The organism is Clostridiaceae bacterium HFYG-1003 (assembly GCA_024579835.1).
Lineage (GTDB): Bacteria > Bacillota > Clostridia > Clostridiales > Clostridiaceae > JG1575.
In genome coordinates this window covers 2,967,209-2,992,734 of record CP102060.1, presented here as the reverse complement: position 1 = coordinate 2,992,734, position 25,526 = coordinate 2,967,209, and the positions used below count along the sequence as shown (strand labels likewise).

The following is a 25,526-nucleotide window of genomic DNA, read 5'->3' as shown; positions in this document are numbered from 1 at the left end:
CGGAACCGTATTTCAATAATGGCATTTACGAAGTATGGCCGGGAGAAATTCACAGCAGGCAAATAGCAAGTAACTGGATCTCCCATACTATTACTTACCCAAAGAAGCTAATTTTTCTTCTCAACCTATTCTAAATTTCCATCCCCCAAAAAACACTCCCCATAAAGTAGTCAGTTTATATCTGTAAACTGTACTTTATGGGGAGCATACCATTTTGCATTAACCGCTATTCGGCTCAGTCGAGCTGATGCCAACTGTTCGCCGAAAGGATTCGCTTCGAATTCTTAGTAAACTTTCTTTCGTTTGAAGGGATGGGGTTTGTCGGACTGGGGACGGCTGGATCTGGATTTCCGTTTTCCGCTGCCTTCCGCAATGTCCATGGCTGCCTTGCGGCCCAGAAGCTTCTTGCCGGAGCAGGCTTCGATGACCGGAGCGGCCAGATCTTCCTTGATTTCAAAGAAGCTGAACTTCTCCAGGATCTCGATGTCGCCGATGTCCCGTGAATCGACCTTCGTGTTACTCTGCAGGAACTTCAGGAGCTTGAGCGGATTCAGACCGTCCATTTTGCCAACGGTGATGAACACTCTGGCGTTGCGCTGAGCCTGTTCCAGCTTATTCTGGGTGTAGTCGAAGGATACTTCATCGCGGTAGCGCATCATCATGAGTGCGGCGGCCACTTCTGCCAGGTTGTAATCCTCGTCCAGTGCGGTGACATGGGGAAGGAAGCGCTTATAGTCTTCTTTCTCCAGCTCTTCCCGAACATCGGTCAGGATATCAGCATACTTGGTTTCGAAAATATCTTCGACGGTCGGGATTTCCTTGCGGCGAATCTTGGAATGGGTCATCTTCTCGATCTGCTTGATGTCCATGTACTCCCGGGGAGTTACCAGGGAGAACGCGGTACCGGTACGTCCGGCCCGGCCAGTCCGGCCGATGCGGTGAACATAGGCTTCCAGATCCTGGGGCAGGTCGTAGTTGATGACATGGGAGATATTCTCCACATCGATGCCGCGGGCTGCTACATCAGTGGCTACCAGGAATTCGATGGTGCCTTCCTTGAACTTGGCCAGGGTACGCATCCGCTGAGCCTGGTTGATGTCGCCGTGCATGCCTTCCACATCGTAGCCCCGGCTCTTCAGGTGATCCGTCAGAGTATCGACGTTGCGCTTGGTGTTGCAGAAGATCAGAACCGTGGAATGGCTCGTGGCATCCAGAATCCGGCAAAGTGACTCAAACCGATCCTTGTGCTTGATTTCAAAGTAGTACTGTTCCACCGTATCAACGGTCAGACTTACTTTCTTGATGGTGATGTGCTCCGCGTCCGGCTTCAGGAACCGCTTGGTCAGATTCTTGATGGCGGGCGGCATGGTGGCGGAGAACAACATGGTCTGACGATTGTCGGAGGCATGGCTGAGAATCTCCTCAACATCTTCGATAAAGCCCATATTCAGCATTTCATCCGCTTCATCCAGTACGAAGAACTCAATGTCTTCGACCATCAGTTTTTTGCGGTTGATCAGATCGATGACCCGTCCCGGAGTTCCGACTACGATATCGACCCCTTCCTTGAGGGCTCTCATCTGACGGTCAATGGGCGCGCCGCCGAAGACAGGCAGGATGCGCAGGTTTGTCTTGCTGGACAGGCGCGTCAGCTCATCACTGACCTGAACCGCCAGTTCACGGGTCGGAGCCAGCACCAGTCCGGATACCTTGCGCTTGGATTTCCTCAGAATGGAAATCATGGGTGCCCCAAAGGCCAGGGTTTTTCCGGTTCCCGTCTGTGCCTGCCCAATGGCATCGCTGCCTGACATCAGGGTAGGGATGATGGCAGCCTGAATCTGCGAGGGTTCTTCAAACCCCATGTCCTGGATGGCTTTCAGCACTTCCGGCGCCAGCCCCAGTCCGTCAAAGCTGTTCTGCTCCACGGTTTCAATCTGCTCTTCCACGTGTTCACTCGGATTTAAAATGGTTTCTTTCAATCAATTGCCTCACTTTATCTTGGATTTATTTACTAATTCGTATAATAAGACTCTGTATAAAAAATACAGAGTCCGGAATTTCTTCATGTATTAATCATATGCTAGTCCACACATCATTATAACGTGCCATTTTTCAAATAACAACCCTCTCCGGAAAATAATTTTCCGCGGAGCCGGACCTGGCTGATCCCTGAGATCCCCACTGATCCTGGCATTCTTGGTACCATTCGACTTCCTTCCTATACTACAGCCCCATGAACTGGTCCTGCACGCCGATGGATTAGTTTTCTTGATCTGTGTTTCAATGAACGGTGCTTTATGGATCGCGTTTCAATGATTCGTGATTCAATGATTCAGGGTTCAATGGTCCGAGTTCCATGAACAGCATTCGAACATCAATTGTCAGCATTGATCAGCATACGATGAGCATTCGATCAGCCGAAACCCACCGCGAACCATACGAATGTTCCGGGATGCTCGTTATCTTCCCAGGCAAAGATCCCGGGTGATGCTGGAGAAAAGAAGGGCCGGAATCCTTGGATTCCGGCCGTAGTCATGTGTACCCTTTATCTATCTCATTTTTTCTGTAGGGTTTCTGTGTGGATCTGAAGGATTCACTGAGCTTACTTGAGCAGATCCTGGATTGCGGTTTCGGTTTCGGGTGAGATTGTCAGCTCTCCACCCAGGAGGAAGGCTTTCTCAATCCCCTGGTCGGTAATAAACTTCGCAGTGGCCGGATTCAGGGCTTTCGCCGGGGTCAGCAGGAGAGGCGCTCCATAGCGGTGGCAAAGGGGCGCGGCCGCTGACGCGTCATAGGGACGCTCGCCGTTGGCAATGAGAACCCGATCTGCTTTGCTGTAGAAGCGATTGGCAATGGCTGCGGCGGTTTCGTATCTGGTCTTTCCGGCCAGGCGTTCCACCTTGATGCCTCTGGTGGTCAGATTCGTCTCGACCGCCTTGGCTTCGACGAGGGTTCCTCCCATCAGTGTGGCTGAGGTCAGGCCTTTCATGGCCGGCTCGATCATTGACAGGGTTTTCCCGTCATTGAAGAGGATTCCCACGCCCATTTCGCCGGCGGCAGAGCCCATGGTCAGGGCATCAAACAAGCTGGAGCCGTTGGCGATGACCGCATGAGTCTGATTGCCGGAGAGGGAGCGCACCTTCTGATCTACCAGGAGGCTGGTTTGGAAGCGGTTTGATCCGCCCAGCCGTTCCACCGAATATCCGGCCGCGCTCAGAATCCGTGCTACAGAAGCCGGAATAACGCTTTCGCCGCCGACCAGAATTACCTTGGAAGTACCCAGGCGCTTCAGTTCATAGGCGATTTTGTCTGACAGACTCTTATCCCGCAGGAGCAGAATCGGAGCATTCAGCTGAACCGCCAGCGGTCCGGCCAGCAGAGAGTCGGCTGAGGCTTCGCCATTGACCAGGATGATGGTATCCGTTTCCCGGACGGTGCGCTGACCGATGGCAATGGCTGTGTCGTAACGGGTAGAACCCGCAATCCGTTCCAGGTTTCCGATCTCAATGACAACCTCGAGGGTCAGTTCCTTCGGATTAAGGATCGAGCCATCCTCCGGCAGTTTGATCTGTCCGGTGATGGTCTGTTCTCCAATTCTGGAGGCATCGTAATCGGATTTGATCCATTCTGCCGGGAGAGCTGCCTTTGATCCATCATTCAGGGTTACCTGAACGGTCTGGGGCAAGGGAAGTTCGGACCAGACCGTATCTTCCAGCACCGAAATCCGTTCAAAGGTCTGAGTTTCGGTAATTTCAGCAGGCTTTACCACGATGGTGATGACAGCTTTTAATTGATCCGGATTGAGATATTCTTTTCCGGTCAGATCCAGGGTACCGCTGAGTTTTACAGTACCGGTCTTTCCGGTATAGGGTTTGAGGTCCCAGACCACCGGATTCTCCACGGTCGATCCGTCGCTGAGCTTGAGCCCCACCGTTGCCGGCAGTCCCAGAGCGTCTTTCGGGGTTCCGTAGGCCGCGGTAAGCGGTTCCACGGCTTCTACCGAGGATATGATGAGTTCTCGGGCTTCCACTTCCACTTCCTGTACGGCTTTGATCTGGTCGGGGTTGGTAAAGATCTGTCCAGTCAGATCCAGTTCGCCGCTCAGTTTCACCAGTCCGGTCTGTTCCGGATCGTAAGGCTTAACATCCCATGATACCGGGAGTTCTATGGTTTTACCGGTGTTCAGGGTCACATTGACTGTTTGCGGAAGTTTCAATTCGCCGGCTGCCGTGCCATAGGGCACCGTCAGACGTGGCAGTTCTTCCACTGACTGGATCACCTGCGGTCTGGTTCCCTGCTTCAGATCGAAATCCAGGTAGCTGTAGAGAGAATCCAGGCGCCACAGAGCCGTCTCCGGTTCCAGGTACCAGCCATCCTTAACATCCAGCGCCCTCACTTTATAGATGCCATACGGCAGCTTCACCCGATTGCTGGAGAAGGACAGGCGGTCATAGACCAGCGTCGTGACCGCTCCGGCCTCATCGGTGATTTCAAACGTGATATTATCGCGATAGGAGTAGGTCGGATCGTTCACCGTCAAAGACAAGGTGCCGCTCTTTCCGGTATCGGAAAGTTTGGTAAAGGTGAAGTCTACGGTGTGATCCGGCTGTTCCGGCGTGATGATAATTTCCGCGTCATAGGGTTCATAGCTGTATTCCATGGGCGCGTTTTTCACCACAACATAGTAGGTGCCAAGGGGCAGGGCCTCCCAGTCGGTCATCTGATTGCCGTAGTAGTCCTCCACCGCGTATTCCGGCTTGATCTCCGGATACTCAGCCTTAGCCTTCAACGTGTTGATTTTGACCGATCCGGTCTGACCATTGGTCTTGCGGAATGTGAAGGCCGGTTTGACTTCCTTAACTTCTGCGGTCAGCTCCGCTTCCTGAGACTGCGGCGTGACATACACTCTGGCCGGGACAGTTGTCGGGTAGACGGTGTAGCTGCCATTGGGCAATGCCTTGGTCAGATCTACCGCCGTACCGTATTCATCAATTGCCGTAAACTCGATGTCCGAGACATCCAGTCCGTCTTCGCCGATGGCCTGCGGCTTGATGAATCCGCCGACGCCCTGAGCCAGGGTCATATAGGTAATGGGCGGATAACTGGAACGAACTTCCACCGCTGCCGTTTCCGGCGTCAGAGTCCATCCAGTCAGGAGGTTCTTGAGAGAAATGGTGTAAGACTCGTACGGCAGATCCACCACATACCAGCTGGACATGTAGGCATCCCTGGCCAGTGGATATTCCACGCCCTTGGAGTCGGTTGCCACAAACTGGAGGACTTCCGGATAGGGGCCGTCCTGAATGGTCAGGGCAATGACCAGTTCACCGGTGGGAATGTTCGGCTTTGCGAACATAAACTCCACAACGGCTGCCGGCTGGGCTTCCGTCAGGGTCACCGTGTACTTGGACTGATCCGTGATATAACCCTTCTGGATTTCCGTCGCTTCCACCGTGTAGGTACCGTAAGGCAGCGAGGTCAGACTGGCCTGAATTTCGCCTTTTTCATTGCGCACCACTGGTTTGAAGGAAGGGGTCAGAGAACCGTCTTTGGTGGTTGCCCGGACGGTAATCACTCCCTGGTTAACGGGAATCATGGCATTGGCGGCGTTGGTTTTGAATTCATTGTATCCCAGGTCTGTCACGGTAATCATGACATCCGCCAGGTTGATGCCCGCAGGGATCACATAACCGCCGTCGATTAATTCGAGTTTTGTACCGTCGGCCAGGGCAACTTCCAGAGAAAGGATGCCGGAGGTAACGTCATAGGCTTCAAAGGTGAGCTTTCTGACTGTCTCGTCAAAGGCCGCTTTGCGCAGGGCCGGCATCTTGGTGTCCACCAGGACCGGGAAGCGTGTCAGCTGAGCTTTTGCGCCGGCGATGTTTGGCGTAACCGATACATCGAGCTGATACAGCCCGTCCGGGATCGTTTTGTAATTCGCCCGTCCGTTCCAGCTCCAGGAAGAGTTGGTGGTGGACTTCTCCCAGCGTTCATCGCCGGAGAAATGATTTTTCGTTCCCAGCAGCGAGGACACAAAGCTGGTGTGGATCGGCGTGGTGCCGTTGGCTTCATACACCAGGAGCTGAACATTGCGGTAATTGCGCAGGAAAGTCCCGCGGAATTTCATATCATCCAGCTTGCCGTCTCCATTGGGCGAAATAACCAAACGGTTTTTGTCATAAGCCGGGGTCTGACCTCTTTGGTAGCCGAGCACGACGGATTTTCCCGCAATGCTGGAGAAGAAGTGGGTAAAGTTAGTTGTAGTGTCGGTATAGTAGAACGGTTTTTCCGATCCGGAATAATCATAGATTGATTTTTCCAGTACCGGGATGTCATTCCAGGTTCCCTTGAATCCGACATAGGGCAGACTGACGGCTGGTACATCCGCGCTGGTGAAGCGGATAAAGCCTTCCAGGTAATAGCCGTTGGGCATGGATTGTGAGAGTTCCTGCTCGTAGGCTGAGGCATCCAGCTCAATCGTCACCGTCTGCTCGGAGTGCGGCGCAACGGTAACGCTGCCGCCCTTTACCACTTCCAGAAGCCGCGGAGCCAGTTCAAACCGTCCGTTCTTCACCGCGTCGGTCTGAAGGGTCGCGTCATAGTCAAAGGCAACGGACTGGTCCCCGCGGTTGATCAGCCTGGCTGACACGGTAAAGCGGCTTCCGACATTTTTCAGATTCAGTTTTGACAATCCGGTGGCCGAATCCACCACGATCACGTTGGACCGGGCTGCCGCGTCGAGGTTCATCACGCCCGCGCCCTGCTTGCGGGGGGAGGTGGGAACCTGACTGTCTCCGTGCAGATGCGGGGTTGCGGTGCTCATCAAAAGATTTTTGATGAAGACATACCGGTCGGTTCCGGTCAGTTCCGGGAAATCCTGCTTCACGCGCTCGTTGATGAGGGAAGTCCCGCCCGCGACATGGGGCGTTGCCATGGAAGTTCCGGACATGCCGCCATAGCTGTCATCGTTGAGGGTGGAATAAATATCTCCGCCCGGCGCGGTGATTTCTGGCTTCATTTCCTGCTCATTGGACAGACCCCAGTTCGAGAAGTCGGACATCTCTCCGCCCACGACGGACGTTTCACTGACTACCTCTTCGCTGAAGGTGACGGGCTGAGGGCTGGCCTGAAGTTTCAGTCCGTTGCTGCGGGTGACGGAAACGGCCGGGATGGCGGAACCGTCTGTTGCCATGGACACATAGGTGTCGCCGCCGGCTGCGTTATTAAAGATAATGACGGCAACGGCTCCCGCCTTGTGGGCGTTGGCGATTTTTTCAGTAAAGTTGATCTCGCCGCGTTCAATCAACGCTACCTTTCCGGTGAGATCCTTTCCTTCAAAGTCAGCCGGTTTTCCCAGTCCGACCGGCACGATGTCAAAGGACACCCCATACACCAGAGGAATGGTTCCTGACAGGCGGTACGCCATGGAAGACCCATCCGCCAGCTTCAGGGCAGTCATCTGGATGAACCGGTTGTTGATGGAGGCCACGGACAGTGCCAGCGGCGCGATGGACGGAGTGGCTACAATGCCATAGTCAGGCGCGTCTGCTTTGGGCAAAGCCACGCTCTGTCCGAAAAACCCTTCATTGCCGGCGGCAATGTTGACAACCGCGCCAATCTCTCCGGCCTTCTGGATCGCGGTGAGGAACGCGCTGCCCATCCGGCCGATTACTCCCGCCGGCGAGCCCAGGCTCATGTTGATGGAATCCGCGCCCAGGGCGACCGCGTCCTCAATCGCCTTCAGGTAGATGGCCTCATTGGTGCCGCCGCCAGCTTCGCCAAAGACGCGCATAACCAAGAGCTGCGCCTCCGGGGCAACGCCGCGGACACCGCCTTTGGCGGGATCACCGTTGGCGGCCGTCGTTCCGGCCACATGCATGCCATGCATGCCCGAAGCCTGACGGATCTCCTTGATGCCGGTGTTGAGATCCTTGTAGTTATAACCGTAGATTACCTTGCTGTTGAACGTCTTTCCAGACAGTCCCAGCTGGGTAATTACCGACTGCATGGAATCCAGTGTCGGATATTTGGCTTTGCTGGCATCACTCAGCACAAAGTCCTTGTGTTCGGGATCCGCGCCGGAATCCAGGACGGCGATGAGCTGGCCCTGGCCTTTGTAGCCCAGATCCCAGGCTGACTGGGCTTGGACCATGTCCACCGAGTGCTTCATTTTGACTTCGTCCGGTGGGGCCGGCGCGTCAAATTCTGCCGCAACCTCCACACTGGCTACTTCAGGCAGAGCCGCAATCTCCATGGCTTCGCCATAGCTGGTGGTCAGACTGAAGCCATTGATCAGAAGCGAGTAGGAATAGCCCATTTCAAAGTCAATCCCTTTGGCTTTGATTTTGGCCTTCACCTCTTTCTGCTTCGATCGGGCAGTTTCCATTCTTGACTGCTTGGCTGAAAGACTCGTCAGCCGTCTGTGCACGACGCCTTCCTCTTTCAGTCGAACGATGACCTGAACTGATTCCTGATCTTCGAACAGGCCGGCTGCCTGTTCCTGCAGCCGGCTCTGAGCCGGAGTCAGTGTGTCTGCCAGAGCGATTCCGTTCATCGGAATCAACCCAAGACACAGAACCAGCGTCATGAACCAGGCGGTCCAGCGCTTCTTGTTCCAGTTACCCATAATTTCCCCCCATTAACATTCGATTCCCGCTTCAGTCTCCGACTGGAGTGGGTCAAATAAAATTTTACTATAGGGAATTGTATAAAAGTGACAGCTTCATTTTGAAATGATAATAATTTTAAGAACATAGTGAATATTTTGCTTTTGAATGAATTAAACGTTTACCAATATTCAAGGCGACTTGAAATTTATGCAAAAATATCTCTCGAATTATTTCAGTTATTTATGTGAATTTTTTGTTAATAAAAACACTTCGAGAAAAATGCACGCCAAAGACGAACAACTTCAATTATCTCTAAGAGTTGGCACGACAGTTACGCTCCTCCAGCTTTTTCTCTTGATCTGCCTGGGAATAGAGTATAATAGAAGTCAGAACCCTTTGATTAAGATACTGGAGGCACCTGATATGGAAGAAAAAATGAATTTCCTCGATTTTCGCAGCGACACAGTAACAAAGCCCACCAAGGCGATGTACGATGCCATGCTCGAAGCCGAACTGGGCGATGATGTCTATGGCGATGACCCCACGATCAACCGTCTGGAGGCCCTGGCCGCCGAAATCACCGGCATGGAAGCCGCCCTGTTTGTGCCCAGCGGAACATTCAGCAATCAGCTGGCCATCATGACCCATATCTCCCCGTCGGACGAAATCATCGTGGGCTCCGGCGCTCACATTATCCAGCATGAGTGCGGCGCCTGCGCCAGACTATCCGGCGCCATGGTCCGTGAAGTCGATGATGAAATGGGCTATATGAAGCCGGAAGATATCAAAGCCAAGCTTCGCACCGTCGAAGACATCCATTATCCCAAAACCGGCCTGATCTGCATGGAAACCGCTCATTCCAACGGACTGGTCGCGCCGCCTGAGATCATGCGCGAAACCTGGGAACTGGCCCGGGAGCATGGCATTCCGGTCCATACGGACGGAGCCCGTATTTTCAATGCGGCGGCCTATCTAAAAGTGGACGTGCGGGAACTGACGAGGTATACGGATACTCTGTCCTTCTGCCTTTCCAAGGGACTTTGCGCACCGGTCGGGTCGGTGCTGTGCGGGCCGAAAGCCTTCATCGACAAGGCCCGTCGCAACCGGAAGCTGATGGGCGGCGGACTTCGCCAGGCCGGTATTCTCGCGGCCTGCGGCATTGTGGCTCTGAACGAAATGCGCCACCGATTGAGCGAAGACCACGAAAATGCCCTGTATCTGGGGGAACAGCTCAAAACCATCGAAGCCTTCCAGGTGTTCGAGTCCAATATCAAGATCAATATGGTCTTTGCCAGCCATAATGGACCCGATGACAGCCGGATGGACGGACTGCAGGACTTTCTGCGCGAGCGCGGCATCCTGACCAACGGACATGAACATGGCATCGTCCGCTTCGTCACGCACCACGGCATCAGCCGTGAGGACTGCGATACCCTGGTCAACGCGCTGAAAGCCTATTTCTACGGAACCGACGAAGCCCTCCATTTTTAAGCGGAGTTCGTCGGATCCTTCCATCCAGCATCGCAAAAACAGGGACTGCCTGACCAACGTCAGACAGTCCCTGTTCAATGTGGAAATAAAAAACACTTCAGCCCCATAGCGTTTGATTCGCCCGATGTCATCCGGTTACAGATTTTCTTCGTTGAACGCCTCTTCCGGCGTCACCTGATCCCGAACCCAGACGGACACCTGCCCCGCATTGCAGCGGAAGAGGCCATTGCCATCCGGATCGATGGTGACTTTGTCGGTCCGGCTGCCGGTATAATCGGCGTAGACTGCCCCCTGATTGATGGAACCGACATTCATCAGCTTCTCCCCCTCTTCCCCATTGCTGAGGAGGACCGCGCAGCCGTACGGGTGTACTTCATCCCCCAGGCGAACCCAGCCGATGACATTGGGATGATCCAGATAATCGACCTGTTCGCCGTAGGCGTGCTGATTGCGCAGGTAGATCAGTTGATCGAGGATCGCCTGATGGCCCTCAATGGATTCCGGAGCCTTGATGCCGAAGTAATCCCCATAGAATATTTTCGGATAACCATCCTGGCGCAAAAGAATCATGGAATAGGCCAGGGGCTTGAACCAGGGTTCCACCCAGGACTGCAGCGCCTGAGTCGGCTGGGAATCGTGATTGTCGACAAAGGTGACGGCCATGGCCGGATGATTCTGAACCAGCGTACCGTCAAAAATGGTCGTCAGGTCATAGTCCGCCCCGGCCAGACTGGCATGATGGAAATTGAAATGCAGGCGCACATCGAACAGATCCATCTCATAATCCGTCTGGTCGAGGTAATTGTTGACCTCCTCCTCATCCTGATGCCAGTACTCGCCCACAGCATAAAAATCCTGGCGGTATTCACCCCGGATTTTCCGAACCAGATCGCGCAGGAAAAAGTCGTTGATGTGCTTGACCGCGTCGAAGCGGAAGCCGTCCACCTTCGTTTCATTCAGGAACCAGATGGCCCAGCTGCGAATTTCCTTCACCACGTCGGGATGCTTATAGTCAATGTCGTTGAACATCAGGTAGTCGAAATTTCCGTTTTCATAAGTAACGCCCTGGCACCAGCCCTTGTTGATCCCTTCAATCATGTAGACGGAGCGGCGGTTGTCCCTGGCATTGAAGTCTGTTCCGGTAAAATGACTCCAGTTCCATTGGAACGCGGAATACCGGTCACCACGGCCGGGAAAGGTAAATTTAGTCCAGGCTTCAATTTCGTAGGGTTCGGAGATGGGACTGGTGCGATCCGATGGATCAACCTCCCGGACCAGGAAGGTCTCTGTTTCATCGCCGTTGGCCTTATGGTTAAGCACCACGTCGGCATAGACCTGGATTCCATGTTCATGGAGCGCCGCGATGGCTGCCAGCAGCTCTTCTTTCGTGCCGTACTTGGTCTTCACGGATCCTTTCTGGTCAAATTCTCCCAGGTCATACAGATCATAGGTGCCGTAGCCGGTATCCAGGGGGGAAGTCGCCTTGAAGGCCGGCGGGATCCAGACGCTGGAAATGCCCAGACCGGCCAGGCGCGGGGCATCCTCCTTCAGCCGGATCCACAGATCATTCTGCAAATCCTGCATATACCACTCAAAATATTGGAACATGATGCCATTCTGACTCATTTGATTGCCCTGCCTTTCCCGATCCCTTCGGATCATTGCTTGTCTCTCGTTGAAAACCGCGACATCCTAAAACTGGGAAGCCGCGGTATTTTTCATTAGTATAGCCCGAGATTATGTTCTGACTCGAACCAGACTGCGAATATTCTATTAATTTTGAGGATGACACCTGCCAAAAGACCGGCCGGGAAGGAAAATCTGCCGAATTCGACTTTATTTGTACATGTCTGCCAGCTTATTGGCCCGGTCAAGCATCATCTTGGCCAGGGACTGGGGCGCAATCAGGCGCACGCCATCGCCCTGCCCCATGAGCCACATCAGAATGCCTTCCCCGAAGAGCTCCGCTTCCACCAGATATTCATAACCGTCTTTGTTCCAGGGACTGACTTTCGCCCCAGCCAATTTATCGCTGACTGCTTCCAGAGCGAAATCCCGAACCAGCAGGCGGACATGATGCAGCTTCCCACCGTACATAAACTGGATGCGCTTGCGGTATTCACCTTCCTTAAACCGCTTGGCCTCGGACACCTGATACCGCTCATCCATCAGCTCCAGCTCCTGGATCCGGTCCAGCCGGTACATGGTTGGATTCTCATCGCCTTTGATCTGGAAGTGCTTGTCCTTGTCGATATTTTTAATATTTCCGGCCAGGTAGAAATAGAATTCACTGTAAATGATTCCCAGGGGCTCAATGATCCGTTCCACGGACCCGCCGCTGGATTTGCTGTAGGTCAGGCGCAGGATCCGCTGTTCCTTGATGGCTTTGGCCAATTCCAGAAGCTTTTCCAGGATCGGCTGCCCATGGCTGGGCTCCACGTAGTTATACCATTCATTGATCAAAAGATCCCGGATAAAGCGCTGATCCGCCTTGGAGACGGAAGATGCAATCAGTTTCTTCACGATGGGGTTCATCTCGGATTCAGACAGGCCGCGGGAGTCCATCAGAATCTTCACCACTGCCAGAATCTCAGCCCGGGACATGTAGTTGTTCTCCGCGTTCTTCAGCTGGAACTGACCCTTGTCCCGCTTGGAGGTATTAGTATTGATAATGTTGAAGTTGTCGCTGCTGGCCAGGTTGTAGTCTGCCAGAAACAATTCAATCCGCTGAAAATCACGCTTGATGGATTTCTCGCTGACCTCGTACTTTTGGGCATACTCCGTCAGACTGACAGCCTCGCCGTTAAGCAGTGCAGTATAAATGTCCAGAATCCGATCCTCTTTTGTGCCAATTTTTCCCGTCAATTATCTCATACCCCTTTCCTGCCAATTCGTCTGACTTCAGTATAATTCTAAATTCAGTGAGATATCAACTACCTGACCGCCTTTCCTGGTAATCGATTGCATAAAATTGATTCCGTCATCTATTCACCTCCGTACTCCTCCACTCCGCCCAGGAAATAAATCACCCCGGAGCCAGCCGGCTCCGGGGTGGTTGGGATATTCGCTGCCAGTCAGGCGACACGGACAATCCGGTAAGATCACCCCTTCGTTTAGGGTCTTACTTCCAGAATGTCGAACTGTTCGCCTCTGGGATTGCCGAAGACTTTCAGGGTTTCGCCCGGCTTGACAAAGACCAGGGCTGAACCCAGCTGCTTGGCGGTGCCTACATAGATGGTGGTGTCATCCTTGGCCCGGATGAAGAAGATGGTGTTGCCGTCAATGACCACGTTCTGGACTTCGTCCACTACAATGGTCTTTTCGTTGGCATCAGCTCCGGGCTGGTTGGAAGTATCAGTCCGCAGATTATACTGGGCGATGACTTCCTGAACAGTATTGCCGACGATGACCTGCTGGTAGTTTTCCGCGTCGACCAGGGCAAACATCTTGGCCAGGCCGGAAGCGTCCTTCAGACCGATCAGGTACGTCGGCCGGTTCTTGATGTTCAGCAGCACCGGGAAGGCCGGTGTGTAGTTCTTCTCCTGAATCTGACCGGCGGCCGAATTCATGGCGGACACTTCATCGGCTGACGGTACCGAGAAGAACTTGGCTTCCTTGGTCCGCAGATTGACAAAGTAGAAGCCCAGGTTGGAGGAGTCACTGCGGATTGAGGTGACGCCGGTGAACAGATAGATGTCATCATTGAGCGGCACGTAGTTGTAACCCTGAGTTGTCCGGGTGACATTGCGCTGACCAATGATGGAGTTGAAGAAGCCATTGGTGTACATTCCCCGGAAATCCAGCTGCTGGACAATCAAATCCGCCGGATAGACCCGGTCAACCCAGTTTGGCACGTTGGCGATGTCGTAGTACTGGGATTCTCCGTTGGCGCCGTTGGTAACAATGGCCCCCTTGACGTCCGTACCGCCAAAGAAGCCGATACGGCGGGTCAGAACGGAAGTGATGTAGTAGCCATTGCCATTGTCGTCCACTTCGAAATTGGTTTCCCCAAACATCTTGGTGGGATGATTGAACCGATTGTGGCGGGTGATGTCCCGCATCAGGATATCGCTCTTGGAATACTTGAGCGGATTGGCCAGCTTAATCAGATCCGCTTCCTGGGTGGCCATGTCGACTTTGACATAGTAAGGGATACCGTTTCCGGAATTAATGAAGTACTTGACGATGTCAGAGTACGCCAGCGGGGAAACCCGCACCGGGACGTTCTTGATGTTGATCTGGGTATAGTTTTCGTTGATCTCAAACTGCGAGACCACTTCCTGAACCGAACCCATCTGGCGCGCGCCGATAATGGCAGCCGCTTCGCGGTCCACCACCGGGACCTTGTCATAACTCATTTCCTTGACGGAATCGGCGAAGTTCGCATCCTCGACCGGGATCAGTGTGGCATAGCTTTTCGCCCGGAACAGCGGCTGGGAGAAGAAACCCAGTACAGCCGGAATGGCGATTAAAAGCGCAATGGCCACCGTGGAGATCCAGCCCGTACGAAACACCGGCAGCTTTCCGAACAGCAGATTCAGACCATTGAAGATCAGAACCGCGGTAATCAGGAAGGCATAAAATTCCGGAGCCATGAAGTTTAAAGCCGGCAGGGTCAGGAAAAAGTAGATGAACATGGCGATCAATGTGAACAGAAGGATCAGAAGAGGGTTTAGACCCTTACGCTGATTATCCCACTTGCCGACCTTTCCCTTCAGCTCCTCGAGCCAGGCTTTGAATCCGCTTCGGGACCCCTGAGTCTTGTTTTTTTTGCCAAAATGGATGGTGTTGTTGAACCCTTGGTTATTTTGGTTAAAATTCATATTGAATCACCCCTTGTCTAGGTTATATCAAAACATTATTAACCAATGATTAAAGAAGATATCCCGCCGAATCTGACCTGGTGTCTTTCAACGGCTTTTCTTCTTGCTTTCACAATTACTCCCCTACCGGCAGACACCTGAACCGCTCGATCTTCCATCGAATTTCCGACGAATTTCCGACGGATTTTCTAAACAAATCTTTTAACGTCATCGTTGTCATTAAGGTGACACTTATCTAAAAAATCACGATGATATGCTTTATCTATCAAATAGGAGGGTACGTGGAAATTGAAAAAGGATTCCGGTGAAAAACTTCTCAAGGTGATACTCTGCACGAACTTCGATGATCGAGTGGAACGTGTTGGTGCTGTTAGAGCATACCAATCCTCGGGCTATTAACGATGGAATTGATAGGGATTGCTCTTGTTGTGATTGCTTACTTCACTGAGTTTCGGATTACCAATGGAGTAACTCCAGCAGGTTTATCAGATGTCATATTTTATGTTTTTGTACTTCTGAGTATTCGATCGATCAGGGCAAAACATTAAATGATCGTATGGCCAAGGGAGCAGCTCAAATTGAGCTGCTCCCTTGGATTGCGAGTAACGAAGAAAGAAATTCTTCATGCTGTGATGGTGCCCCGGCATCCCGCAAGGAATACATTACGCGTTTTGCGTGATCCTGTATGGCAACAACCGCCGTCAACAGAACAGGAGCCGCCGGGCTCCTGTTCTGTTTCGGAATTGGTGAGGCTCCTTATTGTCCCAAGGAGGTACTAGAACACCCTGAAAAAATTTTGCCAGTTATTATGGTTTCAGCTCAGCAGTGTAGAACCTGTCGTCAAAACTTACATTTTGCAGGAACCTGCCTGGTGCCGAGGGTGAGTCCAGCAGTCCCGGTACATAGGTGTCCCCGGAAACGCCAAAAAAGAACTGCCTTCCGGTTTCGAGCTTGTAAAAGACTCTGCCCTGAAAAGCGCAGGGATTCCCTTTTTCAGTGGACACATAGGCGCCGTTGAGGGAAACGATCTGATCCGGTGTCCCCGCCGGATCAGAAAAGGATAAGCCGACATAGAATACCGGCGTCAGAGTATACCTTCTGAACCAGTTCGCAACGTGATAATCCTCCATTGCCAGCTTGTAGTACCTCACCTGGGCAGGAAAGGTGCCGGTTTCGCCTTGTGGCTCTTCGGGCTGATCATCCAGGGGCAGGCCAATCTTTTGCTTGTCCCAGATCATTTCGTCATAGCTTAACCCCTCGCCATAAGATGCATGCGGCAGCTGTTCGATGGTCACTGTCTGGTCAGGCACCGTTTCCTTCGGATCCGAAGAAGTCCACCAGGCAAACGAAACCAGCCCCAGAACCAGCACTGCAAATCCAACCGTCAATCGTCTGTTCATATCCCCCGCTCCCCTCTCTGCTTTGCGCTCCCTCTGTTTCGATGGAGCGTTTTTCACTTTCATTGCCTTCTTTCTGACGGATCAGAATTTTAGCTCTCGTTTCCATCATTTTTCCATTGGAAGCGAAAATTGTCAACGATCGCCTTCATCACCACCGCCTGGACCTGTGGCCGGCGTCATCCCCCCCCCCGCTGGTGTGCCGATTCAGGATCCGGTACGGCGGAAAGCGGGAGTCTGCATTGCTGCCGGACTCCCGCTTTCTTATTTCTTGTTCTGTTCAAGCCCTGGCACGATCCGGATCGGTTGCGGTCCGAATGGCTGAACGGCCTGACTTTGTCTTAAATTCCCTCGCTTTGCAAGTGAGCCAAAGGATCAGTGAGCCGTTGTTCCCAGGTAGGCCTGCTTGACTTTTTCATCGCTGAGCAGCTCCTTTCCGGTGCCATGCATGGTCACGAGTCCTGTTTCCAGAACGTAGGCTTCGTGAGCGATCTTCAGGGCGGCATTGGCATTTTGTTCCACCAGGAGAATGGTCACGCCGGTCTGGTTGATCTCCTCGATAATCCGGAACATATCCCGGACAATAAGAGGAGCTAGTCCGAGGGAGGGTTCATCCATCATCAGAACCTTGGGCTTGGCCATGAGGCCGCGGGCGATGGCCAGCATCTGCTGCTCACCGCCGGACAGCGTTCCGGCTTCCTGCCAGGCTCGTTCCTTCAGACGGGGGAAGAGCTCGTAGCATTTGTCGATGTCTTCCTGAATGCCTTTGGCATCAGTCCGCAGGAAAGCGCCCATTTTCAGGTTTTCCAGTACGGACAGATTGGCAAATACCCGCCGGCCTTCCGGAACCAGGGAAATGCCCTTCTGGACGATTAGACCGGTTTTCGTTTTGACCAGATCCGCCCCGTCAAACTCAATGGAGCCGGACTTGGGCTTTACCAGATTCATGATGGCCTTGAGCGTGGTGGACTTGCCGGCGCCGTTGGCACCGATCAGGGTGACGATCTTGTGATCCGGGACTTCGAAGCTGACCCCGCGCAGGGCCTGGATGCCGCCGTAGGCGACCACCAGATCTTTCACTTTAAGCATCTTCATCCACCCCCAGATACGCAACGATGACTCGCTGATTGTTTTGAATTTCTTTGGCGTTGCCCTCGGCAATGGTGGTGCCATAGTCGAAGACATAGATTTTGTCGGAAATGCCCATGACCACCTGCATGTGGTGTTCAATCATGAAGATCGTCAGATTGAATTCATCCCGGATTTCCCGGATAAACTCCGTCAGATCGTCTGTTTCCTTTGGATTCATGCCGGCTGCCGGTTCGTCCAGCAGCAGGATCTGAGGCTCTGTGGCCAGGGCCCGGGCAATTTCCAGCCGGCGCTGCTTGCCGTAGGGCAGGGATCCGGCTTTTTCAGCCCGCAGTTCCCACAGTCCGACCCGTTTTAACAGCCGTTCGGTTTTCTCGCGGAAGTGAGCTTCTTCCTTGCGGTAGCCGGGAAGTCCGGCGGTGGCGGAAAGAAAACTGCTGCGAATGCGCAGGTGATTTCCGATCAGGACATTTTCATAAACGGTCAGGTCGCGGAACAGCCGGATATTCTGGAAGGTTCGGGCGATGCCCAGCCGGGTAATGGCATCGGGCTTCAGGTCGGTGATATCCTTGCCGTTGAACCAGACCCGGCCTTTCGTCGGCTTGTAGACGCCGGTAATCATGTTAAAGGCGGTAGTTTTGCCGGCTCCGTTGGGGCCGATCAGGGCAACAATCTGGCCTTTTTCCAGAACCAGGTTGAATTCATTGACGGCGGTCAGACCACCGAACTGCATGGTAATGGCCTCCGTTTTCAGAACGACTTCTCCCTGCGGCGGCTTCGGAGCGACCGGCGTCAGGCCAGTTGCTTCGTCCTCCGATCCGACTGGCTTGGCATAGCCTTCCAGGTCCGTCCGCAGAATGGCCGATTTGATATGGGAGTCGGTGATGTTGACCATGGCTCCCTCATCCGGTTTGATTCCTGGATCCAGGAATACATCCGGGTGCAGGTTTTTATCAGGATGAGGCGTATTCGGCTCTTTTCCCATCTAGCTCACCTCCCCTTTCTTGCGGTTAAACAGTTTGGCCAGGGACTCCCAGGTAATCTCTCTGGTTCCCATGATGCCGCGCCGGAAGAACAGCACGACCAGAATCAGCAGGATGGAGAATACCACCATGCGCAGGCCGGCAATTCCGGAAATATCATCCAGGATCCGCATCCGCTCCATGCCGAAGGCATACAGGAAGGACGCCAGGATCGAGCCGGTCAGCGAACCCATGCCGCCGATGACGACGATGAGCAGGATCTGATAGGTAAAGACAAACTTGAACTGGACAGGATTGATCGAGGTGCCCCAGGCGGCCAGCAGACCTCCGGCAATGGAGGCAAAGAAGGCGCCAACGGCAAAGGACAGCGTTTTGTGAAGCTGCAGGTTGATGCCCATAGCCTCGGCCGCGATTTCATCCTCCCGGATGGCTTTCAGCGCCCGGCCGTAGGAGGAATCGATGAGTTTACGCAGCAGCAGCAGCGTCAGAAGGAAGAACAGCATCGGCCAGAACGGGCTCATCGAGGCGGTCATGCCGGTCAGGTTTTTCAGTCCCGGAATTCGGGAGAGGCCGGTGGCCCCATTGGTAATGGTCGTCAGATTGGTAAAGATGATGACCAGGATCTCGGAGAATCCGAGGGACGCGACGGCCAGGTAGTCACCTTTGAGTTTCAGCACCGGCAGTCCGATGAGCAGAGCAAACAGGGCGGCGATGAGTCCGCCGATAATCAGGGCGACCCACAGGGGCGTGTTCAGGTTCAGCAAGGGACCGGCAATGGGCTCGATGATGAAGAGCTGCTGCTTATTGGCCGGGCTCAGGGTCAGGATAGCCGTAGTGTAGGCTCCGATGGCCATAAAGCCGGCGTGACCCAGCGAGAAGAGACCGGTAAACCCGTTGATCAGGTTCATGCTCATGGCGCCGATGGCGTAAATCAGGGACAGCGTCAGGAGGCGGATGGTGTCATTGGAGAACATATCCTGTGAGAAGTTCGCAAAGGTCAGAAGTCCTAAAGCAAGCATCAGATTCAGTGCGATTTTAACTTTCTTATCCATAGCTACACCTTCTCCGTGATCTTTTGGTTCGTGATGCCGCCCGGCCGGAACATCAGGATGACAATGAGGAGAATGAATGCGAAGGCATCCTTGTATCCGGATATATCAACCTTAGTAATAAAGCTCGAGGCAACAATGAAGATCTCGCCGAAACCGATGATGAGACCACCCAGAACAGCACCCTTGATGCTGCCGATTCCGCCGACAACGGCGGCGATGAAGCATTTGAGTCCGGGCAGAACGCCCATCAGCGGGATAATGGCAGGGTACTTAAGGCCCCACAGCATGGCACCGATGGCCGCCAGCGAGGAACCCACCGCAAATGTAAAGGAAATGGTCCGGTTCACGTTCACGCCCATCAGGGATGCCGTTTCCTGATCCTTGGACAGAGCACGCATGGCCATTCCCATTTTTGTCTTATCAATGAGATACACCAGAATAACCAGGAAAATTACAGTCACAACCGGGATGATGAAAGTCAGACGCTGGGTCCGCACCGGACCAAGCACCATGACGGTGTTGAATAGCGGAAGCTGCGGAATGCTTTTGGTGATGCCGCCGAATACGACGGTTCCCAATGTCTCCAAAAGGAACGAGGCTCCGATGGAGGAAATCAGCAGGGTAACTTTTGGCGCTTCGCGGATGGTTGAGTAAGCGACTTTCTCGACCGCCATACCCAGGATAGCCGTCAGGATGATGACGCCGAAGAAGGCGACATACCAGGGCAGCTGGAAACGGGTCAGGGCATAAAAGAAGAAGTAGGTTGCCACCATGAAAATATCACCGTGGGCGAAGTTAATCAGCTTCAGAACGCCGTATACCATGGTGTAGCCGATGGCCAGAAGAGCATACAGACTGCCCAGGGCCAAAGCGTTGAGCAGGTTTTGCGACAGCCATTCGAACAGGGCTTGGGTACTCATGAAATCACCTCTCTAAAAAATATACTTCCCTCCTCATCAGGGGGTCCCCCCGATGAGGAAGGAAGTGATCGCCTGATGGTCAGGTGATTATTCCGGCTTAACGATATCCAAGAATGTGAACTTGCCGTCCTTGACGGTTTTCAGGACTGCGTCCTTGATCGCATTGCGGTTCGCGTCGAAATTGACGACTCCGGCTGCTCCCTGGAAGTCCTTGACTTTGCCCAGGGCTTCATGGATCTTGGCTGGATCAGCTGATCCGGCAGCTTCAATGGCTTTGTAAGCCATCAGGTAAGCATCGTAGCCCAGAGCGGATACTGCGGCGGGTTCTTTGCCGGGGTATTCTTTCTTCCACTCTTCGATAAACTTGGTGGTTTCTGCGGTCAGCGGGTGATCCTGATCAAAGAAGGTGGAGAATACGACGCCGTCCACTGCCGGTCCGCCGATTTCAACCATCTGAGGAGTCTCCCAGGTGTCGCCGCCGAGGAACGGAACGGTGATGCCCATTTCCTTGGCCTGTTTGATAATGAGTCCAGCTTCCGTGTAGTTGCTGGGAGCAAATACAACTTCTGCGCCGGAGCTCTTCAGGTTCGTCAGGATTGCGTTGAAGTCCTGGTCGCCTGTCTGGAAATTGAAGGTATTGACGATGGTTCCGCCCAGTTTCTTGTACTGCTCTTCGAAGAACTTGGCAAGACCAACGGAGTAGTCACTGTTGACTTCGCGCAGAATGACTGCTTTCTTCAGGCCCAGCTTGGTAAACGCATAGTTTGCCATAACAGTTCCCTGGAAGGGATCGATGAAGCAGACGCGGAAGTAGTAAGGATTGCCTTCTGTAACCTGCGGGTTGGTCGCCGAGGTACCGATGGCCGGGATCTTGGCATTCTGGAAGGCGACGCCGCCAGCGATGGAGAGTGAGGATCCCCAGCTGCCCAGAACGACATTGACTTTGGCGTTGACCAGTGAAGAGGCGGCATTGGCAGCTTCCACACGGTCCGATTTGTTGTCAGCCTGGACCAGTTCGATCTGCTGTCCCAGAACGGATGGATACAGTTTGTGTGCCAGCTTGATGCCATCGAGTTCGAGCAGTCCGCCTGCTGCATTGGCGCCGGTCAGGGGTTCGAAGACACCGATCTTGATGGTGCCCCCGGCTGGAGCGGTTCCGCCGCTGGACGGGGTCGTTGTCGATCCGCCATTCGAGCATCCTGCTGCAAGTAGAACTGATGTCAACAATAGAGCGGTTAGTTTACTGACTGATTTTTTCATTGCTTCCCTCCTGTAGTTCCCTTCTGTTCATAGATATTCACAAAGATTGAATATTATAGAATGAGTTTAGAACCTGATTATGGGATTGTCAATGCAGTTTTTACAAAATTGGCAATCTAATGAAAAAGCCAATTTTGATTAACAAACCCATTCGCCCCATTCATGGGATTGAGTGTAAAATTATGGAATAGAAACGTTGATTTTACTGGACTTTCACGTTCTTTACATCTACGATTCCGCTTTCTGTAAAGGATTCCACCAGGTCGGCCATCTGTCCACCTGTAAAAGACACATTATTTATAAATTTATATTTGATTCAGATAATTGACGGTTTCAGGAAACACCTTGCATTTCCCGCACAGAAAATGGCTGCATCGACCGGAATTGTCCGGATGTGCTATTCTATAGGTATCAAGAATCAGAGGTTCTGCTTATGGAAATTTATCAGTTAGGCCTGAAGGACAGTACGACGCCATTGAATCTTTCGGCTCAGGATCTGGACAGCGCGTTTTTCGATAATCCCGCCGCTCAGCACCTGGTACTGCTCTCCCCGCGTGAATTTGCCGAGTTCAAGAGCGTTTTCCGCTTTCCCGAACGGGCTTTTGCCGAAACCCTGGATGCCAACCAGTCACCCAATGCCGAGTTCTACGATAATCTCCTGTTCCTGATTATCAACAATATCCTGAATGACCCATCCACTCAGGAAAACCTGATTGCCCGGGAAATTAACGTCTTCCTGGGGCAGTATAACGTCATGATCGTGTATCACGGCGACTTCGAGGAACTGAGCTATGCGTTGAACCGAATTGATAAAAGCTCAATTTACCGGGCCCTCTACACCTTCATCGACGCAGTCCTGGACAACGACAAACGATTGATCCTGCAATTGGAACAGCGTGCCCTGGAGCTCGAAAACCAGATCCTGGAAATCGTCCAGGTGGATGACGCGCAGAAGTACAGGCCGCGCCAGCTGCGGGATCCGGATCAGCATATGGACCTGCTGGTCCGGATGCGCAAGGAGCTGCAGTTCCTCAAAGGCTACATCGAGCCCACCCAGGACATTATCGAAATCCTGGAAATTGACGAGTCTGACCTGATTCCCGAACGGTACGACCGGTACTTCATGAAGCTGTCCCTCAAAGCCGACCGTCTCAGCTCGCAGCTCACCAACCTCCAGGATACCATTGCCCAGGTCCGGGAATCGTGGCAGGCACAGGTTGATCTGAGCTTCAACAAAACAGCCAAGCTGTTCACGGTGATCGCCTCCATCTTCCTGCCCCTGACGCTCATCGCCGGCTGGTACGGGATGAACTTTGAGTTTATGCCCGAGCTGAATCACCCGCAGGGTTATCTGGGCGTCATCTTCCTGTCCCTGATGGTTGTCTTTGGCAGCCTGTGGTGGTTCCGCCGCAAGCGCTACATTTAGAAGAATCCGTCTTCCGCCCGATCAGGGTCTGTGCAGCAAAGCCTCCCAGGAACCGGTCTTTCAAAAAATCCGGATTCGGGCTGACAGACCCTTCGTTTGAAAACATAGAGGAAGCAAAAAAAGTTCAGGGTCAGCGGACCCTGAACTTTTCTGCTTCCTGAACAAATCGCTGGAATATCGTCATGACATGGGGCTGGGATTTATGCATCATCTCCGGATGAAACTGGACGCCGAGAATAAACTGATCCGGATCCTGTAATTCAATGGCTTCCGCCGCTCCGTCCACTGCCCGGGCCGTTACCCGAAAATTCGGCGCGATCCGGTCCAGTGCCTGGTGGTGGTGGGAATTCACCTGGTTGTGATCTCCCAGAAGCTCCCGGATGAGGCTGTTTTCCTCCAGGATCACGGAATGAGCCGGAACACCGGGCAGACCTCTAAAGTTATGTTGAATGTAGAAATCGGCAGACTCGGATAAATCCTGAAACAGACTGCCTCCGTAAAAACAGTTCAGGAGCTGAAAACCGCGGCAGATGCCAAGAATCGGCAGCTTTCTCTGCTTCGCCTCAGTCAGGATCATCCATTCGCTCCGGTCCCGCTCCATAATGGTCATCCCAAGTCGTTCCCGAGGCTCTTCCCCCAGCAGGATGGGAGAAATGTCGGAACCACCGGACAGCAGCAGACCATCCAGCCGGCTCACCATTTCGCGGATCACCTCCGGTTCCTGGGTCACCGGCAGAATAACCGGAATTCCGCCTCCGGCAGCTACTGCGTCCACATAGTCAAAACTCAGATAATTTCTCTTGTAGCCAGAAAATGTCTCTTTGTCGGTTTCCCAGGTCACACTGGCAGTGATTCCAATCAATGGCTTCATTCATATTCTCCTCATGTTCCAGTTGATGCAGCAGCCGATGAGCTTCATTCCCATTGGATCGAATACTCTCATGCGCCACCCTCATTATAGCATTCCATGGAGCTGCATCCCGGACTGCCGGCGCAAAATCCGAACCTTTCATCGGATCGGCAGTTCCGTGATCAGAACAGATCATTATCAGAAATGAGATTTATCGGCGAGGTATAGAGTTTCTTTGCCAGCCAGGACCCTGATCCATTGACAAATTCAGTGAATGGCCCTAATATTAAACAAGGGTTTAATTTATATTCAAAGATTAAAAAGGTTTACATTAAGCCTGTGCCCCATTCCATCCCGACCCTTCCGCAGGAGGAAAGAAACATGAAATTCCAATTCTATTTGGGATCCAGTAGAGTCGTGGAATTTGTATTTTTCCCCGCATTGGCTCTGTACGAGAAAAGTGAAAAGGCATTCGGCGCCTTGAATTATGAAATCATGGACCCGGCATCCACCGAACGGTGGACGCTGATCGCGGAAGAAATGTCCGGATTGAAAGATGAATTCGAACGCTTCAAGTTTTCCGGCTATTCCTATTACTTTGATCTGATGTATCAGTTTGACCTGCGCCAGCTCAAGGATGAGAATGATTTTTTAGCCAGCGTCAAAGCGCTGAGCAAGGACACCTTAACCGCGCATCTGAGTTCCTTCCTTGACCGTAAGCTCGATCTGGTCATCCCGACGGCGGAAAAATCCCCCAATTACCTGATGGAAGCCTTCCAGATCCTGTCATCCAGCTCCCTGGAAACCAGTGATAAATGGAAGCTCCTGGAAATTCTGGAGGATCCCGAGCACGTCCGCGATGAATTTGTCGCCTTCATGGAACGGGTAAAGCCCATTTTTCACAAGTTTTACCAGGATGTGGAATATTCCATTTCTGGTTATGCCAAACAGCTGGAGCGGACTCTGGCCAGCGGCGATCACGCCCTGCTGGAGGCGATGATGGAACAGTATGTTTTTACTGAAACCATCGAAGCCCTTCGAAAAAGTGAAACCATCAATTTCTATCTGCTGGGACTGAGCGACTACAGTTTCAATCTGATCACCCATGCAGATTATACGGATATCTTCCTCGGAATCAATGTCCTGGATTATTACTTCCGTCTGACCGAGTTCAGACAACGCAGCAAAGAGGAACGAATCACGGTCTTCAAGAACCTGGCGGATAAAACCCGCTATGAAGTCCTGAAACTCATTGCCCAGGGTGATTCCTCCACGAAGGTCCTGGCTGAAAAGCTTGGAGTGACCAGCGCCGCGATTTCTTATCATTTGAAGCAGCTGACCAATGATCGGCTCATCCAGTTTGATGCCAACCGCCGCAAAAACGGCTACCGGATCAACGAGACTCGAATGAAAGACGCCATCGCAGGCCTCCTGGAGGACCTGAACATTAAATAGCCCCTTCGTTGCCGGCTGCTTGCAGACGGCTTTTTTTATTTGATAAACCTATGGAAAATCCAGTTCCAGTCGCAAAAATAAAGTTGCAGATGACACGGACCGGATGGCTTATGATGTCTTATAATAGAAGAATCACTGTTTTTAGAGAAACGCACAAAGGAGGACAACTAT

15 protein-coding genes and 1 pseudogene are annotated in these 25,526 nt (G+C 52.7%); 3 read left to right on the top strand and 13 right to left on the bottom strand.

Annotated elements, in window-relative coordinates; genetic code table 11:
* Window positions 1-284: 284 nt before the first annotated feature.
* The 3 genes and pseudogenes from NQU17_13390 to NQU17_13380 form a co-directional block, all read right to left on the bottom strand.
* Complete coding sequence (locus NQU17_13390) at window positions 285-1,925, bottom strand: DEAD/DEAH box helicase (GenBank protein UUM13523.1); 1,641 nt, start codon at window positions 1,923-1,925, stop codon at window positions 285-287.
* Window positions 1,926-2,602: 677 nt separating this feature from the next.
* Complete coding sequence (locus NQU17_13385; GenBank protein ID UUM13522.1) at window positions 2,603-6,748, bottom strand: cell wall-binding repeat-containing protein; 4,146 nt, start codon at window positions 6,746-6,748, stop codon at window positions 2,603-2,605.
* A gap of 15 nt (window positions 6,749-6,763) precedes the next feature.
* Window positions 6,764-8,152 (bottom strand): annotated as a pseudogene (locus NQU17_13380) (S8 family serine peptidase).
* Window positions 8,153-9,032: 880 nt separating this feature from the next.
* On the opposite strand from NQU17_13380, the gene ltaE reads away from it, so the two are divergent.
* A complete protein-coding gene (gene ltaE, locus NQU17_13375) occupies window positions 9,033-10,100 on the top strand; it encodes a low-specificity L-threonine aldolase (GenBank protein UUM11614.1) in 1,068 nt (355 codons plus the stop codon).
* Window positions 10,101-10,235: 135 nt separating this feature from the next.
* Here ltaE and NQU17_13370 read toward each other — a convergent pair whose 3' ends face one another.
* The 9 genes from NQU17_13370 to NQU17_13330 form a co-directional block, all read right to left on the bottom strand.
* Window positions 10,236-11,762 carry an alpha-amylase gene (locus NQU17_13370; GenBank protein ID UUM11613.1) on the bottom strand — a complete coding sequence of 509 codons (1,527 nt, stop codon included), beginning with the start codon at window positions 11,760-11,762 and terminating at the stop codon, window positions 10,236-10,238.
* Window positions 11,763-11,936: 174 nt separating this feature from the next.
* Window positions 11,937-12,965 (bottom strand): WYL domain-containing protein, encoded by a 1,029-nt coding sequence (locus NQU17_13365; protein ID UUM11612.1) that lies wholly within the window; start codon window positions 12,963-12,965, stop codon window positions 11,937-11,939.
* 248 nt (window positions 12,966-13,213) lie between these two features.
* Entirely contained in the window at window positions 13,214-14,923 is a 1,710-nt protein-coding gene (locus NQU17_13360) for a hypothetical protein (protein ID UUM11611.1), read from the bottom strand.
* Window positions 14,924-15,729: 806 nt separating this feature from the next.
* The gene (locus NQU17_13355; GenBank protein UUM11610.1) at window positions 15,730-16,323 is read right to left on the bottom strand and encodes a hypothetical protein; all 594 of its coding nucleotides are present in this window, start codon (window positions 16,321-16,323) and stop codon (window positions 15,730-15,732) included.
* Window positions 16,324-16,695: 372 nt separating this feature from the next.
* Entirely contained in the window at window positions 16,696-17,409 is a 714-nt protein-coding gene (locus tag NQU17_13350; protein UUM11609.1) for an ABC transporter ATP-binding protein, read from the bottom strand.
* Window positions 17,402-18,142, bottom strand: coding sequence for an ABC transporter ATP-binding protein (locus tag NQU17_13345; GenBank protein ID UUM13521.1), 741 nt, complete (start codon window positions 18,140-18,142; stop codon window positions 17,402-17,404). The genes NQU17_13350 and NQU17_13345 overlap by 8 nt, the downstream gene beginning before the upstream one ends.
* A gap of 252 nt (window positions 18,143-18,394) precedes the next feature.
* Complete coding sequence (locus NQU17_13340) at window positions 18,395-19,444, bottom strand: branched-chain amino acid ABC transporter permease (protein UUM11608.1); 1,050 nt, start codon at window positions 19,442-19,444, stop codon at window positions 18,395-18,397.
* Between the two features lie 2 nt (window positions 19,445-19,446).
* Window positions 19,447-20,364 (bottom strand): branched-chain amino acid ABC transporter permease, encoded by a 918-nt coding sequence (locus tag NQU17_13335; protein ID UUM11607.1) that lies wholly within the window; start codon window positions 20,362-20,364, stop codon window positions 19,447-19,449.
* A gap of 87 nt (window positions 20,365-20,451) precedes the next feature.
* Window positions 20,452-21,624 carry an ABC transporter substrate-binding protein gene (locus tag NQU17_13330; GenBank protein ID UUM11606.1) on the bottom strand — a complete coding sequence of 391 codons (1,173 nt, stop codon included), beginning with the start codon at window positions 21,622-21,624 and terminating at the stop codon, window positions 20,452-20,454.
* A gap of 433 nt (window positions 21,625-22,057) precedes the next feature.
* Here NQU17_13330 and NQU17_13325 point away from each other — a divergent pair, with 433 nt between their 5' ends.
* Window positions 22,058-23,050, top strand: a complete 993-nt coding sequence (locus NQU17_13325; GenBank protein UUM11605.1) for a hypothetical protein — start codon at window positions 22,058-22,060, stop codon at window positions 23,048-23,050.
* Between the two features lie 130 nt (window positions 23,051-23,180).
* Here NQU17_13325 and NQU17_13320 read toward each other — a convergent pair whose 3' ends face one another.
* Window positions 23,181-23,921 (bottom strand): gamma-glutamyl-gamma-aminobutyrate hydrolase family protein, encoded by a 741-nt coding sequence (locus tag NQU17_13320; protein ID UUM11604.1) that lies wholly within the window; start codon window positions 23,919-23,921, stop codon window positions 23,181-23,183.
* A 360-nt stretch (window positions 23,922-24,281) separates the two neighbouring features.
* Between NQU17_13320 and NQU17_13315 the strand changes: the two genes are divergently transcribed.
* Window positions 24,282-25,355 carry an ArsR family transcriptional regulator gene (locus tag NQU17_13315; protein ID UUM11603.1) on the top strand — a complete coding sequence of 358 codons (1,074 nt, stop codon included), beginning with the start codon at window positions 24,282-24,284 and terminating at the stop codon, window positions 25,353-25,355.
* Window positions 25,356-25,526 lie beyond the last annotated feature (171 nt).